Raw genomic sequence first — 16,437 nt, forward strand, 5'->3', positions numbered from 1 at the left:
AATGACACAAGCCAATCTGCAAGCCACCATCGACGCCGCCTGGGAAAACCGCGCCAACCTGTCGCCCGCTGCTGCGCCCAAAGAAGTTCTGGAAGCTGTCGAGCACGCCATCGAACAGCTCAACAATGGCTCATTGCGCGTGGCCACCCGCGACGGCGTGGGCCAGTGGACGGTGCACCAGTGGCTGAAAAAAGCCGTACTGCTGAGCTTTCGCCTGAAGGACAACGAACTCATGCGCGCCGGCGAACTGGGCTTTTATGACAAGGTCCCCACCAAATTCGCCCACCTGAGCGAGCAGGAAATGCGCGCCACTGGCGTTCGCGTCGTGCCGCCCGCCGTGGCGCGCCGGGGCAGCTTCATTGCCAAGGGCGCGATTTTGATGCCCAGCTACGTCAACATCGGCGCCTACGTCGATGAAGGCACGATGGTCGATACCTGGGCTGCCGTCGGCTCCTGCGCGCAGATCGGCAAGAACGTACACCTGTCGGGCGGCGTAGGCATTGGCGGCGTGCTGGAGCCCATGCAGGCGAACCCGACCATCATCGAGGACAACTGCTTCATCGGCGCGCGTTCCGAAATCGTCGAAGGCGTGATTGTTGAAGAAAACTCGGTGATATCGATGGGCGTTTACATCGGCCAGAGCACACCGATTTACGACCGTGAACTGGACACCGTGAGCTACGGCCGCATTCCGGCCGGCTCGGTCGTGGTGTCGGGCAACCTGCCCAAGGCCGGCGGCAAGTACAGCCTGTACTGCGCGGTGATTGTCAAGCGCGTGGACGCCAAGACCCGCGCCACGACCAGCCTGAACGACCTGCTGCGCGACTAGAAATGGCCCCCACGCTTGCCACTGCGTGTGCTGCACTGCCCCCCGAAGGGGCTGCTGCGCCTGCGGTCTGGCAAAGCCAGTCCCGCGGCCCCTGCTGGGTTGGCGCGGGCAGCCACGGGCTTCAATTCGCAAGCTGCGCACTTTGCTCACATTGCCCCTGCAGCGCGAGCAAGCTTTAACAACCATGATCCAAGGCTGAACCATGAGCACGATGGAAAGAATTCTGCGGTTGATGGTGGACAAGAAGGCGTCTGACGTTTACCTGTCGGCGCACTCGCCGGCCATGATCAAGATCAATGGGCAGTCCATGCCGATCAATGCGCAGATCCTGCCGGCAGATGCCACGCGCACGCTGCTGGCCGAAGTGCTGCCGCCCGCACGGATCGAGGAACTCGATGAAATCGGCGAGCTGAACATGGCGCTGCTGGTCGAAGGGATGGGCAATTTCCGCATCAGTGGTTTTCGCCAACGCAGCACCTACGCAGCCGTCATCCGCTACATCCCGAACAAGATTCCGGCGCTGGCCAGCCTGAACCTGCCGCCGGTGCTCGGCGAGCTGATCATGGAAAAGCGCGGCCTGATCCTGATGGTGGGGGCAACCGGCGCCGGCAAAAGCACCACGCTGGCCTCGATGATCGACCGGCGCAACGAAACCACGACCGGGCACATCCTGACGATCGAAGACCCGATCGAGTATTACTTCACCAACAAGAAGTCGGTCGTTAACCAGCGCGAAGTCGGCAGCGACACCCAGTCGCTGCAGATGGCGCTGAAAAATGCGCTGCGCCAGGCGCCTGACGTGATCATGATCGGCGAGATCCGCGACCGCGAAACCATGTCGGCAGCGATTGCCTATGCACAGTCGGGCCACCTGTGCCTGGCCACGATGCATGCCAACAACAGCTACCAGGCGCTTAACCGCATCCTGAGCTTCTACCCGGTCGAGGTGCGCCCGACCATGCTCGGCGATCTGGCGGCAGCGCTGCGGGCGGTGGTTTCCCAGCGCCTGTTGCGCAGCCAGAACAACGACCGCATTCCTGCAGTGGAAGTCATGCTCAACACCAAACTGGTGGCCGATCTCATCGAGAAAGGCGATTTTTCGGGCGTCAAGGAAGCCATGGAAAAATCCATGGCCGAAGGCTCGCAAACCTTCGAGCAGCACATCGCCAAACTCATCACCGACGGTAGGGTAGCGCGCAAGGAAGGCCTGGCAAATGCCGATTCCCCGACCAACCTGATGTGGCGGCTTGAAAACGATTTCATCGCAGGCAAGGCCAAGGCCGACGAGTCCGGCATCAACCCGGATGACGAACCATCGTTTACCGAGATCACCTTCGACGTCAGGCACTGAACTCACCATGTCCCGAACACTCCACCTTGCAGAGCAACTGATTTCCCGCGCTTCAGCGACGCCCGACGATGCGGGCTGCCAGGATCTGCTGATCGCGCGGCTTACACCGCTGGGTTTCAGCTGTGAATCCATCGTCAGCGGACCCGAACACTTCCGGGTCACCAACCTGTGGGCAAAATTTGAGGGTTTCAAGCCTTCTGCTCATGCTGCATCTACTCAAGCAGCTATCGAATCCATAGCAAATCCAGACAACGCAGAAAACAGCGCCAAGACGCTGGTGTTTGCCGGCCACACCGACGTCGTGCCGACTGGCCCGCTGGAGCAGTGGCACAGCCACCCGTTCATGCCCAGCCACCGCGCAGGCAACCTGTACGGGCGCGGTGCGGCCGACATGAAAACGTCGATTGCCGCCATGGTCGTGGCGGTCGAGGAATTCCTGGCGGCGCATCCCCGGCCGGCGCTGTCGATAGCTTTTTTGATCACCAGCGACGAGGAGGGCCCGGGGCTTGACGGCACGGTCGTCGTCTGCAACCAGCTCAAGGCGCGCGGCGAAGTGCTGGACTACTGCATCGTCGGCGAACCGACCTCTGTCAAAAACCTGGGCGACATGATCAAGAACGGCCGGCGCGGCACGCTGAGCGGCAAGCTCACGGTCAAGGGTGTGCAGGGCCACATCGCCTACCCGCACCTGGCCAAAAACCCGATCCACCTGTTCGCGCCCGCGCTGGCTGAACTCGTTGGCACGCAGTGGGACCAGGGCAATGATTTTTTCCCCGCTACCAGCTGGCAGGTGTCCAACCTGCACGCCGGCACCGGCGCAACCAACGTGATTCCGGGCGACCTGGTGGTGGACTTCAATTTCCGCTTCTGCACCGAATCAACGCCCGAAAGCCTGCAGCAGCGCCTGCTGGCCATTTTGAGCCGGCACCAGTTCGAATACGACCTGAAATGGACATTGGGTGGCCTGCCCTTTTTGACCACGCCCGGAACGCTGGTCGATGCGGTGCGCGGCGCGATTCTGGCCGAGACCGGCGTGCAGACCGAACTGTCCACCACCGGCGGCACCAGTGACGGCCGTTTCATCGCCAAGGTCTGCCCGCAGGTCATTGAACTCGGGCCGGTCAATGCCACCATCCACCAGATCAACGAATGCGTGGCGGTCAGCTCGATCGATCCGCTCAAGAACATCTACAAGGGCGTGCTTGAACGTCTGGCGGGCCTGGCATGACGACAACCATCCCCGCTCCCACCGTGACCGTGCTGGCGCTGATCGAGCAGATGGCCGACCGGCTGGACGCCGCCGGCTTGAGCTTTGCCGACGGGTACGGCCAGGGCACGACCAACGCCTTCGACGAAGCCGCCTGGCTGGTGCTGTGGAAACTGGGTTTGGAGATCGACGACCTGGAATCGGTCGAAACCCGGCCGGTGGCGCCTGAAGACCAGGCACAGGTCGCCCTGCTGGTGGACCAGCGCATCAGCACGCGCCAGCCCGCCGCTTACCTCACGAACGAAGCCTGGCTGATGGGCGTGCCGTTTTATGTCGATGAACGCGTGATCATTCCGCGCTCGCTGATCGCCGAGTTGCTCGATGACGGCAGCATCGACGACTGGCTGAGCGACGAGACGCAGCGTGTGCTCGATTTATGTACCGGCAACGGCAGCCTGGCGGTGCTGGCGGCCATGGCCTATCCGGAAGTGGTGCTGGACGCCGCCGACATCAGCCTGGATGCGCTGGCGGTGGCACGCATCAATGTGGACCGGCACCAGCTGGGCAGCCGCATCACCCTGGTCGAATCGGACGGTCTGGCCGCATGCCCCGGCCATTACGACCTGATCCTGTGCAACCCGCCGTATGTGAACGCCGTCAGCATGGCCGCGCTGCCCGCCGAATTCAGGGCTGAACCCATCTTGGCGCTGTCGGGCAATATGCATGGCGGAAGCGACGGCATGGACTTCATTCGCGGCCTTTTTCTGACCATTGCCGCGCAAATGAACGAAAATGCGGTGTTGGTGCTGGAAATCGGCAACGAGCGCGAGAATTTTGCACGCGCCTTTCCGCACCTGGAGCCGCTCTGGTTTGAAACCAGCGCCGGCCCTGACCAGGTCTTGCTGCTGACGCGGGAACAGCTGGCCTGAACCTTGGCTTTCGTATTTCGGACCGCAAGCGCTTTGCCGGGCGCCCTGCGGTCAGACCTTATTTCTTCAGTCTGTTTATAAATGATTACCCTTAAAAACGTGGTGCTGCGTCGCGGCTCCAAAGTGATTCTCGACAGCGCGTCTGTCACCCTGAACCCTGGCGAGAATGTCGGCCTCGTGGGCCGCAACGGCGCGGGCAAGTCCTCGCTGTTCGCCATGCTCAACGGCACGCTGCACGAGGACGGCGGCGAATACTACATTCCTGCGCAATGGAAAATGGCGCAGGTGGCGCAGGACATGCCCGAGACCGAGCAAAGCGCCACCAGCTACGTGATCGAGGGCGACGTGGTGCTGCTGGCTGCACAGGCCGAAGTCGATGCGGCCGAGCTCAGCGGCGACGGCGACCGCATGGCGCATGCCTACATGGACCTGTACGACTCCGGCGCGCACGACGCGCAGGCGCGTGCGCAGGCCTTGATCCTGGGCCTGGGCTTCAAGCTCAGCGAACTCGACAACCCGGTCAACAGCTTTTCCGGCGGCTGGCGCATGCGCCTGCAGCTCGCCCGCGCGCTGATGTGCCCGTCGGATTTGCTGCTGCTCGACGAGCCGACCAATCACCTGGACCTGGACGCACTGGTCTGGCTGGAAGCCTGGCTCAAGCGCTACCAGGGCACGATGCTGGTCATCAGCCATGACCGCGAATTCCTCGATGCCGTGACCGATGTGACGATGCACATCGAAAGCGCCAAGCTGACCCGCTACGGCGGCAACTACAGCAAGTTTGAAGACCTGCGCGCCGAGCAGATGGCGCTGCAGCAAGGCGCTTTCAACAAGCAGCAGGACAAGATTGCCCACCTGCAGAAGTTCATCGCCCGCTTCAAGGCCAAGGCCAGCAAGGCCAAGCAGGCGCAAAGCCGGGTCAAGGCACTGGACCGCATGGAAAAAATCGCGCCATTGCTGGCCGAAGCTGATTTCACTTTCGAGTTCAAGGAACCGGCCAACTTGCCCAATCCGATGCTGTCGATGCAAAACGCCTACTTCGGCTACCCCGCGCCGGAAGACGCCCCCGAAGGCACGCCGCCCACCGTCATCGTGCAAAACGTCAGCAAGTCGGTGCTGGCTGGCCAGCGCATCGGCATTCTGGGCGCCAACGGCCAGGGCAAATCAACATTGGTGAAAACCGTGGCGCGCGCGCTGGCGCCGATTGAAGGCGAGATGACCGAGGGCAAGGGCCTGAACATCGGCTACTTTGCGCAGCAGGAACTCGACGTGCTGCGCCCGGCGGACAACCCGCTGGAGCACATGATCCGCCTGGTCAAGGAAGTCAGCGCTGCCGGCAAGCTGGGCAACCAGCCGACCCGCGAGCAGGACTTGCGCAGCTTTCTGGGCAACTTCAACTTTGGCGGCGACATGGTCAAGCAGGCCGTCGGCAGCATGAGCGGCGGAGAAAAAGCCCGTCTGGTGCTGTGCATGATCGTCTGGCAGCGGCCAAACCTGCTGCTGCTCGACGAGCCAACCAACCACCTGGACCTGGCCACGCGCGAGGCGCTGTCGATGGCGCTGAACGAGTTTGAAGGCACGGTGATGCTGGTCAGCCACGACCGCGCCCTGCTGCGCGCAGTCTGCGACGAGTTCTGGATGGTCTCGCGCGGCGGCGTCGCCCCGTTCGACGGCGACCTGGACGACTACCAGCGCTACCTGCTCGACGAGGCCAAGCGCATGCGCGAGGAAGCGAAGAAGTCGAACAACAGCGCAGCCGCTCCGGCTGCTACCAAAAAAGTAGCTGCCAGCGCAGATGCAGCAAGCGCAACAAGCCATTTTGATGCCAAAAATTCGTCCGGAAAGAAAGATGACGCCCAGCGCCGCCAGCAGCAATCCGATGCTGCCAAGCCGCTGCGCAAGGACCTGGAAAAAATCGACCGCCAGATGCTCAGCATGAACAGCGAAAAAGCCAACCTGGAAACGCTGCTGACCACCTCCAGGTCGCCGGCAGAAATTGCCCAGGCCGGCAAGCGCCTCAAGGTGATTGAAGCCGACCTGGCCAAGCTGGAAGAGCGCTGGATGGAAGTGACGGAAAAGCTCGAAGCTGCCGCCGCCTGAAACGCCACAGACCGAGCCGGTGATTGGCCAGAGGCGATGGGTGGCAAGCCTTGCCGTGTGATAAAAACCATTGCACGCAAGACGCCATCCCATGAAAGGTTTTTGAGCCATGCCCACTGCCCTGCAACTGGCCGCTGATGACGCGGCGCTTCAAGCAGCTGTCATTCGCAGCCGCAAGCTGCTCCACAAGCGGGCGATGTTCGCAGCCGTGGCCAGCGCCGTGCCGGTGCCCGGCCTGGACTGGGCAGTGGACGCCGCGCTGCTGTCCAAGCTGATTCCCGCCATCAACAAGGAGTTTGGTCTGGCACCCGAACAGATCGACCAGCTCGACCCCGGCAAGCGAGAACAGGTGCAAAAAGCCGTGGCCATGGTCGGCTCGGTGCTGGTGGGAAAGTTCATCAGCCGCGACCTGATCATCAAGGCCAGCACGAAGATTGGCACACGCATGGCCACCAAACAACTGGCCAAGTACATTCCGCTGGCCGGCCAGCTGGTGGCGGCCAGCGTGGGTTATGCGGCCATCCGCTACTTTGGCGAAGAGCACATGAAGGACTGCATCCGCGTGGCCCAACAGGCGCAACTGCGGTTGAACTGAAGCAGCCCAACGGCTGGCGAACCAGTCAGGCAAAGGCCTTTACTGCCTGAAAAACAAAAAAGGTGCTGGCTGCGTGAACAGCCAGCACCCCGTCAGGGCAGCAACCGCTGAGGTTTAAACGGTTTCCATCCGGTCCCTGATCTGCTGCAGGGCGCCCGGATCGTCCATCGACGTCAGGTCGCCGGCATCGCGGCCTTCACACACCGCCTGGATGACGCGGCGCAGCAGTTTGCCGCTGCGCGTCTTGGGCAAGGCAGTCACAAAACGAACCCGCGCCGGCCGGGCCACTGCGCCCAGGTCACCGTCCACCCGCTTCATGATCTCTGCTTCCAGTTTGGCGCAGGCCGCGCTGTCGCCCATCACGCTCGAATCCTTCAGCACGACAAATGCCATGGCGACCTGGCCCTTGAGGCCATCGGCCACGCCCACCACTGCCACTTCGGCCACTTGCGCATGTCCGGAGATGCTTTCCTCGATCTCGCGCGTGCCGAGCCGGTGGCCGGCGACGTTGATCACGTCATCGGTGCGGCCCAGGATGAAGAAGTAGCCGTCAGCGTCGCGGATGCCCCAGTCGAAGGTGCTGTACACCAGCTTGCCCGGAATGCTTTTCCAGTAGGTGTTGACGAAGCGCGCGTCGTCCTGCCAGATGGTCTGCATGAAACCCGGAGGCGTCGGGCCTTCGATGACGACCACGCCTTTTTCACCTGGCGCAGTGAGTTCTTCGCCGGTCGCTTCGTGCAGCAGCTTGACGTTGTAGCCGTACATCGGAATGCCGGGGCTGCCGAACTTGCTCGGCATTTTCTCGACGCCATTGGCAATCGTCAAAATCGGCCAGCCGCTTTCGGTTTGCCAGTAGTTGTCGATGATCGGCACATTGAGGCCTTCGCTGATCCAGCGCGCTGTCGGTTCGTCCAGCGGCTCGCCGGCCAGAAACAGTGCGCGCAGGCTGGACAAATCGTATTTGGTCAGCAACGCCGGGTCCTGCTTTTTCAGCACGCGCACGGCGGTGGGCGCGCTGAACATGACGGTGACCTTGTACTTTTCAACCAGTTCCCACCAGATGCCGCCGTTGGGCTTCTTGTCCATGCCCTGCGTCGGCAGGCCTTCGTACATGATGGTGGCCATGCCGGCAATCAGCGGGCCATAGACGATGTAGCTGTGGCCCACGACCCAGCCGATGTCGCTGGTCGAGAAGAAGGTTTCGCCGGCGTGGCCGTCGAAGATGTGTTTCATGCTGGCGGCCAGCGCCACGGTGTAGCCGGCGGTGTCGCGCTGCACGCCCTTGGGCTTGCCGGTGGTGCCGCTGGTGTAGATGGTGTAGCTGATGGCGGTCGAGTCCAGCCATTCGCACGGCACTTGCGCGTCGAAATGCGTTTCGCGCAGTTCGTTCCAGAGGTGGTCGCGACCGGCCACCAGTTCCATCTTGGCCAGACCCCGGTCGGCCAGCAGCACGGCGCCCGGCTTGTGGCTGGACAGGCGGATGGCCTCGTCGAGCAGCGGCTTGTAGGGCAGCGCCTTGCCACCGCGCGAACCGCCGTCGGAGCTGACGATGACCTTGGGCGCGGCGTCCTCGATGCGCGACGCCAGCGAGCCACTGGCAAAACCGCCAAACACCACGCAGTGGATGGCGCCGATGCGCGCACAGGCCAGCATGGCAAAAGCCGCCTCGGCAATCATCGGCATGTAGATCAGCACGCGGTCGCCTTTTTCAACGCCGAGGGCCTTCAGGCTGGCGGCCATGCGCTGCACTTCGGCATGCAGGTCGGTGAAGGTGTAGGTTTTCTCGGTGCCGGTTTCGCTGGAGACGGCGATCAGTGCGGCCTGGCCGGCACGGTCTTTGAGATGCCGGTCCACGGCGTTATGGCACAGGTTGGTCAGCCCGCCTTCATACCATTTGACAAACGGCGGATTGTCGTAATTGCAGACGCGGTCAAAGGGTTTGTGCCAGTCGATCAGCCCGGCCTGCCCGGCCCAGAAGGCATCGGGCTGGTCGATGGATTGGCGGTAGAAGTCTGCATAGCTTGTCATCATTGGTCTCCGGAATTTTTAAGGCAGCTGTCGAGTTGAATTTAGACCGCCCTGCGGCCGCTGGGTTTGCGCGTCATCAAGGTGCTTGGCTTTTCCGCAACACAGACCCACGAATTTCGTTCACATCACGGTCAGGCTGGGGAAAATCCGTAACCCGGATGTCAAGAAACTGAATTCTTAATTATGGACAGCGGTCTTTCTGCAAGCTGACGTCAAGCATCAGAGGTTCGTATGAGCGCTATTTTTGCTATTATAAAAGTAGCATCAAACACCCGCCCATATTGCGAAAAAGCCACTTTTTACACCAAAAACTGAATTTTTTCAGTTTTTCCTGCTACCTTTGGCCATTTCGGATTAAATCGGCGGCTGATCCATTCGACGCAGAACTTCATGAGCGCAGCAGAAGATCCCGGCTTCAATGCCCGCCTGTGGCGTCGCTTTGCAGCGATTGCGCGGCCCTACTGGTTTTCAGAGGAGCGCTGGCGCGCCCGGGGCCTGCTGCTTCTGCTGGTCGTTTTGCTGCTGGGGCAGACCGCTTTCAACGTGCTGTTCAACCAGGAAACCGGCGAGTTCACCTCGGCCCTGGCTGCGCGGGATGCCGGGCGCTTCTGGGCTTCGATCTGGCGCTACACGGCCATTCTTGTGGCGGCGGTGCCGATCTACGCCCTGTACTACTACGTTCGCGACACGCTTGGACTGCGCTGGCGACGCTGGCTGACGGATTCCTTCCTGGCGCGCTATTTCGACCAGCGCGCCTACTACCGGCTGGGTGCTGCCGCCGGCATCGACAACCCCGACCAGCGGATTGCGGAGGACATCAATACCTTCACCCAGCAATCACTGTATTTTTCAATGATCGTGCTGGGCTCGGTGCTGCAGCTGGCCGCATTTTCGGCCGTGCTGTGGTCGATTTCGCGGGGGCTGGTGTTGTTCCTGATCGGCTATGCGGTGCTGAGCACCGTGTTCACCGCTTCAGCGTTTGGCAAGCGGCTGATCGGGCTGAACTTTCGCCAGCTGCAGCGCGAGGCCAATTTCCGCTTCGGCCTGGTGCGGGTGCGCGAACATGCCGAGCCGATTGCCTTTCACGACGGCGAGGCGCGTGAAATGACGGCGCTGCAAGCCATCTTCGCCAGGGTTTATGCCAACTACCAGCAGGTGCTGCGCTGGCAGTTCGGTCTCAACCTGTTCCAGTACGCCCATGGCTTCCTGACCATCGTGCTGCCGACAGTCATCATTGCCGGCGATGTGCTGTCGGGGCGGCTGGAAGTCGGCCGTGCCATCCAGGCGGCGGGTGCGTTTGCCGCCATCCTGAGCGCGCTGACGGTGATCGTCGAGCATTTTGAGAGCCTCAGCCGTTTTTCAGCCGGCGTCGAGCGGCTGCATGCCTTTTCCGATGCCCTGCAAGCCAATGCCAGCCGCCCGGCCGACGCTGACGACAGCGTGCAGCATATCCAGACACTGCACGGCTTCGAGCTGTCGCTGGATCGGGTGACCATCCTCACGCCCGGCCGCGAGCACCTGCTGCTGCGCGAGCTCACGCTGTCGGTCAAGCCCGGCGAGGGCTTGCTGATTTCCGGTCCCAGCGGCACCGGCAAGAGTTCCCTGCTGCGGGTGATTGCCGGACTTTGGACGGCGGGCTCGGGGACAATCACGCGCCCGGCCGCATGGGGCATGCTGTTCATGCCCCAGCAGCCCTACCTGCTGCTGGGCGACCTGCGCAGCCAGCTGACCTATCCGCACACGGACCGCGACATTTCAGACGAGGAACTGCTGCACTGGCTGGAACGGGTGAACCTGCCGACGCTGGCCGAGCGCTTCGGTGGCCTGGGCGCCGAACTCGACTGGGCCCGGGTGCTGTCGGTCGGCGAGCAGCAGCGGCTCGCCTTTGCCCGCGCGCTGCTGGCCCGGCCGCGTTACCTTCTGCTGGACGAAGCCACCAGCGCCCTGGATGCCGCCAACGAGGAGTTGCTGTACCGCCAGCTGGCCGGCCTGTCGATCACGCCGGTCAGCATCAGCCACCATCCGGCTGTGGCGAAATACCATGAATGGGTGCTGGAACTGCCCGGGGAAGGCCGGTGGACGCTGAACAGAGCAAGCGGCCGTCAGTGACGTGCAGGGCGACGCTGAATCACTTCACCAGCGCGAGCAATTCCCTGAACGCGTCATGCTCACAGGTGCGCGCCCATTCAAAAGCCACCATCTCGGTGGTGACCAGTTCGGCGCCGTTGCCGGCCAGCCGGTCGAACGCGGCGTCGCGGTTGCGCTCGCTGCGCGAGCTGCAGGCGTCGGTCACGACCCACACGTCGAACTCTTCTTCGAGCAATTCGAGCGCGGTCTGCATCAGGCAGACATGCGCTTCGCAGCCGGCCATCACGATCATGCTGCGGCCCTCCTCCTCGGGCTCTGCAGGCTTTTGCAGGTGCTTGGGCAGGCTGCGCGCATTGCCGCCGGTCGGCGCCTTGCGCACCGGCGGACGCAGCCATTCGACCAGGCCGTCGGCGGCGGCGCTGAAATGCATCTTGGCCATGGTCTTGCCGCCGGCCGAATCAATCGCCGCCTGCAACTCGGGCAGGTTCTGGCCGAGTTTTTCAGGGTTTTGCGCCGTGCCCCAGACCGGCACCTCCAGGATGCGGGCCATGCGCGCCAGCCGCAAGGCATTGGCCACGACGATTTCATTTTCAAAAATCACCGGCATCAGGCGGATCTGGTAATCGACCAGCACGAGCTGGGAGTCGTCGGCATCTAGCAACATGGTTATTCCTTAGGGTTGGCGGCCATTATCCCAGCCCTTGCGGGGGGGTGAATTCAGCCACACATGATGACTTCCTGGGCGCAGCAGGTGCCGTTGTTGCCTTCAGCGTGCGAACCATTGGCGCCGCAACCAGGTTATCCATCGGGACGCAGGCTTGCGCACATAGGCTGTCGCTGCCTTCTTGATGGCTTCGGCCTGAGTCGGGTAGGCGTGGATCACCTGCGAAATTGTTCCAAGGCCAATGCCGGCGACCATGGCCAGCGACAGGTCGTTGACCATCTCGCCAGCGTGGCGTGCGACCACGGTGGCGCCCAGAATTTCGTCGCCGCCTTCGCGCACATGGACTTTCACAAAGCCGTTTTCCTCACCGTCGGCAATCGCCCGGTCGACCTCGTGCATCGGCACGGTGAAGGTCTTGACGGGAATGCCGCGCTCGCGCGCCTGCCGGACATATTGACCGACATGTGCAATCTCGGGGTCGGTGTAGGTACACCATGGAATCGTCAACGCACTCACCCGCGCCCGACCAAAGCACAGCGCATTGCGAACGACGATATGCCCCGACGCCTTGGCGATGTCCGTGTACCGGTGCTCCAGGCAAACGTCTCCAGCCGCAAAAATACGCCGGTTGGTCGTGCGCAGGAAGTCGTCGACGACGATGCCTTTGTTGGCGTCGTAGGCCACCCCGGCGGCTTCCAGGTTCAGGCCCGAGAGCGCTGGCAGACGGCCGATGCCGGTGAGAATTTCGTCCACAGCGATGGTTGCAACATTCCCATCGTTGAGCGTTTCGACAACTTTTTTACCGCCTTCCATGCGCGCGTTGACGGCCTTGGTGTTCAGGTGAATCTCGACGCCGTCGCGCGCCATTGACTCGGCCAGCAACTGGGCGGCATCACGTTCTTCCTTTGGCAGGAACAGCGGCTCGGCATGCGCAATGATGGTGCGGCAACCAAAACGGCACAGCGCTTGTGCCACCTGGCAGCCGAACGGGCCACCCCCGATGACCAGCAGGCTCTTGGGCAGCGCGGTCAGATCGAACAGCGTCTCGTTCGTCAGGTAGCCGACCTCGTCCAAACCGGGAATCGTCGGCAGCAACGAACGCGAGCCAGTGGCGATCAGCGCCTTTTTGAAGTGCAGGCGCTGCCCGTCCACATCAACCGAGTCGCCATCCACAAAACGCGCTGTGCCGAAGAAGAGGTCAACCCCGGCCGCAGCAACAGCATGTGCCGAGTCGAGGCAGGCAGCGCGTGCACGGATGCGGCGCATTCGCTGCATCGCCAGCGGGAAGTCGACTTCGACCGTTGGCGGCGATTTGGCGCCATAGGCCTCGGCATTGCGCATTTCTGCATACAGGCGCGAGGTGCGGATCAGCGCCTGAGACGGAACACAGCCGGAGTTCAGCGACACCCCTCCCAGCAGGTTCTTTTCAATAAGCGCCACGCGGGCGCCCAGTGCCACGGCAGCACGCGCCGCCACCAGCCCCGCCGGCCCGGCACCGATAACCAGCAGGTGATAGGGTTTTCCGGTTGGCGGGTTGTGCCAGCCGGCTGGCCGGCCGTTGAGACGGCCATTCGCATCGCCGGAATCGACAGCCGCAAGGCCAGGCAATGGAGGGTGTTGGAGCATGAGAAAGCGCCTGTGAACAGGCTGCCTACAGCCAGCCGCCCTTGAAACCTGCCCGGCGCAGACCTGCGCGCAGGTACGGGTTGGCGCGGCCCAGCTTCCACAGCAACCCGCTGCGGTGGTTCTCGATCATCAGCACCAGTATTCCCTGGTCAAGGCCGAATTCACCCGGGGCAACCCAGCCGTTGGCACCCGCCTCGGTCACAGTCGGGTTGAAGCCGCTGGCACGAATAAAGCGGGTGTCGTCAGCGCCAGAGCGAGCCTTCAGCGCGCGCAGAGCAGGCAGCACGAGTTCGGGCGCGAACACCAGCGACGACAGCGTCGCCGAGGCGCAAAGCGTTCCGTCGTCCGGGCCGTAAGGCACGCCGCGCGCTGCGTAGCCATAAAACGACTGCTGCCGCCCGGCGATGCTGCGCGCCACGGCTTGCGGCCCGTCGCCCGCCGACAGTCCCCAGCAGTCAGCGCCGTAACCCGCAAAACTGCCGGGGTTGCGCATCGCATACTCGCGCTGCACATAGGTCGCGCGCCGGCTGTTCTCGAAATAGTCGCAGTCCTTTTCGCGCATGAAAGCGTCGCGGATGCCGCGAAAGTCGATCCAGGCATGCGAGAACTGGTGAATGAACAGTGGCCCGGCCACCAAAAAGTCGTGGCCGTACAGGTTTTCCCACTGGTAGGTCATGGTCCAGGCGCTGAAGCTCTTGTCGGTCAGCGCATGGGTCGGCGAGCCCAGACCGAGCACATAAAGCAAAATTGCCTCGCTGTAGCCTTCCCAGCCGTAGTTGAGAAAGCCGCATTCCGGTTTCCAGCCATGCGTCACCGCGCCGCTGTCTCGCTGGGCCCAGCGCCAGTCAACGCGGCGGTACAGCGCATCGGCCAGCGCGCGCAACTCGGTCTCCTCAGGCGTGTCGGCGTCAAAGTAGGTCGCCGCTGTCAGGACGCCCGCCATCAAAAAGCCGGTATCGATCAGCGATACCTCGGAGTGCCACACCCGCGTGCCGCTTTCCATGTCCAGAAAGTGGAAGTAGAAACCGCGATGGCCCGTGGCACAGGCGCTGCCCGACTGGTCACTGGCCATCAAAAAGCGAAGCGTCACCAGCGTGCGTTGCACCGCATCGGAGCGCGCCATCCAGCCCCGTTCGACGCCAACCGGATAGGCCGACAGCGCGAAACCGATCACCGCAATGCTGCACGGCGCGCCCTCGCGCGTGGTGTCGGCAACCAGGCCGTTGCGCGGGTTGTAGGCCTTGAGGAAGTAGTTGAAGGCCGCATGCTGCAACGGGTCGAGCAAGGCGTCATCGGCCACATCGGCCGCATCCGTCTTGACGGCCCTTTCAACGTTGGCAGCCGTCACGGCATTCATGGCGTGGCAATGGCCTTGTCCACAATCGCTTGCGCTTCCTTGAGAATGCGCTGCAGATGGTCGCTGCCGCTGAAACTCTCGGCGTAGATCTTGTAGATGTCTTCGGTACCTGACGGGCGGGCAGCAAACCAGCCGTTTTTGGTGACGACCTTGATGCCGCCAATCGCAGCATCGTTGCCCGGCGCACGGTCGAGCACGGCCGTGATTGCTTCACCGGCCAGTTCACGCGCGGTGATGGCTGCCGGGGCCAATGCCGAGAGCAGTTTTTTCTGCGCTACCGTGGCTGGCGCCTCGACGCGGTCAGCAAAGGGCTCGCCAAGCGCGTGCACCAGTTCGGTGTAAACCTGGGCCGGGTCGCGCCCGCAGCGCGCAGTGATCTCGGCCGACAGCAGCGCCGGCACCAGGCCATCCTTGTCGGTGGTCCAGACCTTGCCGTCGCGGCGCAAAAATGCGGCACCCGCGCTTTCCTCGCCCCCAAAGCCCAGCGAGCCGTCCAGCAGACCGGCTGAAAACCACTTGAAGCCCACCGGCACTTCATACAGCTTGCGTCCCAACCGGGTCGTGACGCGGTCGATCAGACTGGTGCTGACCACCGTCTTCCCGACAGCGGCGTCCGCGCTCCACGCGCTGCGGTGCCTGAACAGGTAATCGATGACCACCGACAGGTAATGGTTGGGCGGCATCAGGCCGGCGCTGGGCGTGACAATTCCGTGGCGGTCGTGGTCGGTGTCGCAGGCAAATGCGATGTCAAAGCGGTCCTTCATGTCTTGCAGGCGCTGCATCGCATAAGGCGACGATGGGTCCATGCGAATCTGCCCATCCCAGTCCAGCGTCATGAAGCTGAAGGTCGGGTCAACCACATCGCTGACGACGGTGAGGTCAAGGCGATGCTGCTCGGCAATGCGCGCCCAGTAATGCACGCCGGCACCGCCGAGTGGATCAACGCCAATGCGCACTTTGGCATCGCGGATCAGGTCGAAGTCGATCACGCTGCCGAGGTCTGCAACGTAGGCGGTAACGTAGTCGTGCCGGTGCGTGGTTGAAGCGCGCAGTGCCTGCGCGTACGGCAAACGCCGGACACCTCTCAACCTGGCTTCGAGGAATTTGTTCGCAGCGGCTTCGATACCGGCGGTGATGTCGGTCGCCGCAGGTCCACCGTTTGGCGGGTTGTACTTGAAGCCACCGCTGTCTGGCGGGTTGTGCGAAGGTGTGACGACGATGCCGTCGGCCAGCCCGGTGCTTCGCCCCTGGTTGTAGGTCAGGATGGCATGCGAGATGGCCGGTGTTGGCGTGTATTCGTCATTTGTCGCCAGCATCACCTCGACGCCGTTGGCAGCCAGCACCTCAAGCGCGCTCGCGCAGGCCGGTTGCGACAAGGCATGGGTGTCGATGCCCAAAAATAACGGCCCGGTGATGTTCTGGCTTTGGCGGTACTGACAAATGGCCTGGGTGATCGCCAGAACGTGCCATTCATTGAACGAGAGCTCGAACGACGAGCCGCGATGGCCCGAGGTGCCGAAGGCCACGCGCTGGGAAGGTACCGAGGGGTCGGGCACGCCGGTGTAATAGACGCTGACGAGACGCGGTACGTTGACCAGCAGCGAACGCGGCGCTGGCTTGCCAGCCAGGGGACTGATGACAGCGGACATGGTGAAAAACTCCC

At 62.7% G+C, this 16,437-nt stretch carries 12 protein-coding genes; 7 read left to right on the plus strand and 5 right to left on the minus strand.

The annotated features are described in order from the left end of the window. Position 1: 1 nt before the first annotated feature. The 6 genes from dapD to GZ092_RS03245 all read left to right on the plus strand — a co-directional run bounded on the left by dapD (position 2) and on the right by GZ092_RS03245 (position 7,011). A complete protein-coding gene (gene dapD / locus GZ092_RS03220; protein ID WP_293634296.1) occupies positions 2-829 on the plus strand; it encodes a 2,3,4,5-tetrahydropyridine-2,6-dicarboxylate N-succinyltransferase in 828 nt (275 codons plus the stop codon). Positions 830-1,031: 202 nt separating this feature from the next. Continuing rightward, positions 1,032-2,180, plus strand: a complete 1,149-nt coding sequence (locus tag GZ092_RS03225; protein ID WP_293634298.1) for a PilT/PilU family type 4a pilus ATPase — start codon at positions 1,032-1,034, stop codon at positions 2,178-2,180. Positions 2,181-2,187: 7 nt separating this feature from the next. Continuing rightward, positions 2,188-3,408 carry a succinyl-diaminopimelate desuccinylase gene (dapE, locus tag GZ092_RS03230; RefSeq protein WP_293634300.1) on the plus strand — a complete coding sequence of 407 codons (1,221 nt, stop codon included), beginning with the start codon at positions 2,188-2,190 and terminating at the stop codon, positions 3,406-3,408. Further along, a complete protein-coding gene (prmB, locus tag GZ092_RS03235) occupies positions 3,405-4,316 on the plus strand; it encodes a 50S ribosomal protein L3 N(5)-glutamine methyltransferase (protein ID WP_293634302.1) in 912 nt (303 codons plus the stop codon). The genes dapE and prmB overlap by 4 nt, the downstream gene beginning before the upstream one ends. A gap of 81 nt (positions 4,317-4,397) precedes the next feature. Beyond that, positions 4,398-6,416, plus strand: a complete 2,019-nt coding sequence (locus tag GZ092_RS03240; protein ID WP_293634304.1) for an ATP-binding cassette domain-containing protein — start codon at positions 4,398-4,400, stop codon at positions 6,414-6,416. Between the two features lie 109 nt (positions 6,417-6,525). Further along, a complete protein-coding gene (locus GZ092_RS03245; protein WP_293634306.1) occupies positions 6,526-7,011 on the plus strand; it encodes a hypothetical protein in 486 nt (161 codons plus the stop codon). Positions 7,012-7,125: 114 nt separating this feature from the next. Here the strand turns inward: GZ092_RS03245 and GZ092_RS03250 are convergent, their stop codons facing one another. Continuing rightward, a complete protein-coding gene (locus GZ092_RS03250) occupies positions 7,126-9,039 on the minus strand; it encodes a propionate--CoA ligase (protein WP_293634308.1) in 1,914 nt (637 codons plus the stop codon). 390 nt (positions 9,040-9,429) lie between these two features. Here GZ092_RS03250 and GZ092_RS03255 point away from each other — a divergent pair, with 390 nt between their 5' ends. Then, positions 9,430-11,148 carry an ABC transporter ATP-binding protein/permease gene (locus GZ092_RS03255; protein ID WP_293634310.1) on the plus strand — a complete coding sequence of 573 codons (1,719 nt, stop codon included), beginning with the start codon at positions 9,430-9,432 and terminating at the stop codon, positions 11,146-11,148. A 19-nt stretch (positions 11,149-11,167) separates the two neighbouring features. Here the strand turns inward: GZ092_RS03255 and GZ092_RS03260 are convergent, their stop codons facing one another. The 4 genes from GZ092_RS03260 to pgm all read right to left on the minus strand — a co-directional run bounded on the left by GZ092_RS03260 (position 11,168) and on the right by pgm (position 16,423). Continuing rightward, positions 11,168-11,791 carry an isochorismatase family protein gene (locus GZ092_RS03260; protein ID WP_293634312.1) on the minus strand — a complete coding sequence of 208 codons (624 nt, stop codon included), beginning with the start codon at positions 11,789-11,791 and terminating at the stop codon, positions 11,168-11,170. Between the two features lie 102 nt (positions 11,792-11,893). Next, positions 11,894-13,417: a mercuric reductase gene (locus tag GZ092_RS03265; RefSeq protein ID WP_293634314.1), complete on the minus strand. Its 1,524-nt coding sequence runs from the start codon at positions 13,415-13,417 to the stop codon at positions 11,894-11,896. A 25-nt stretch (positions 13,418-13,442) separates the two neighbouring features. Continuing rightward, positions 13,443-14,774 (minus strand): glucoamylase family protein, encoded by a 1,332-nt coding sequence (locus GZ092_RS03270; protein ID WP_293634316.1) that lies wholly within the window; start codon positions 14,772-14,774, stop codon positions 13,443-13,445. Then, the gene (gene pgm / locus GZ092_RS03275; protein WP_293634318.1) at positions 14,771-16,423 is read right to left on the minus strand and encodes a phosphoglucomutase (alpha-D-glucose-1,6-bisphosphate-dependent); all 1,653 of its coding nucleotides are present in this window, start codon (positions 16,421-16,423) and stop codon (positions 14,771-14,773) included. Before pgm ends, GZ092_RS03270 begins: the two co-directional genes overlap by 4 nt. Positions 16,424-16,437 lie beyond the last annotated feature (14 nt).

Origin of the sequence: Polaromonas sp. (genome assembly GCF_010365105.1) — a bacterium.
Taxonomy (GTDB): Bacteria; Pseudomonadota; Gammaproteobacteria; order Burkholderiales; family Burkholderiaceae_C; genus Polaromonas.

Coding starts and splice junctions, on each gene's coding strand:
- dapD (WP_293634296.1), top strand. CDS start 2: ATGACACAAGCCAATCTGCAAGCCACCATCGACGCCGCCTGGGAAAAC.
- GZ092_RS03225 (WP_293634298.1), top strand. CDS start 1,032: ATGAGCACGATGGAAAGAATTCTGCGGTTGATGGTGGACAAGAAGGCG.
- dapE (WP_293634300.1), top strand. CDS start 2,188: ATGTCCCGAACACTCCACCTTGCAGAGCAACTGATTTCCCGCGCTTCA.
- prmB (WP_293634302.1), top strand. CDS start 3,405: ATGACGACAACCATCCCCGCTCCCACCGTGACCGTGCTGGCGCTGATC.
- GZ092_RS03240 (WP_293634304.1), top strand. CDS start 4,398: ATGATTACCCTTAAAAACGTGGTGCTGCGTCGCGGCTCCAAAGTGATT.
- GZ092_RS03245 (WP_293634306.1), top strand. CDS start 6,526: ATGCCCACTGCCCTGCAACTGGCCGCTGATGACGCGGCGCTTCAAGCA.
- GZ092_RS03250 (WP_293634308.1), bottom strand. CDS start 9,039: ATGACAAGCTATGCAGACTTCTACCGCCAATCCATCGACCAGCCCGAT.
- GZ092_RS03255 (WP_293634310.1), top strand. CDS start 9,430: ATGAGCGCAGCAGAAGATCCCGGCTTCAATGCCCGCCTGTGGCGTCGC.
- GZ092_RS03260 (WP_293634312.1), bottom strand. CDS start 11,791: ATGTTGCTAGATGCCGACGACTCCCAGCTCGTGCTGGTCGATTACCAG.
- GZ092_RS03265 (WP_293634314.1), bottom strand. CDS start 13,417: ATGCTCCAACACCCTCCATTGCCTGGCCTTGCGGCTGTCGATTCCGGC.
- GZ092_RS03270 (WP_293634316.1), bottom strand. CDS start 14,774: ATGAATGCCGTGACGGCTGCCAACGTTGAAAGGGCCGTCAAGACGGAT.
- pgm (WP_293634318.1), bottom strand. CDS start 16,423: ATGTCCGCTGTCATCAGTCCCCTGGCTGGCAAGCCAGCGCCGCGTTCG.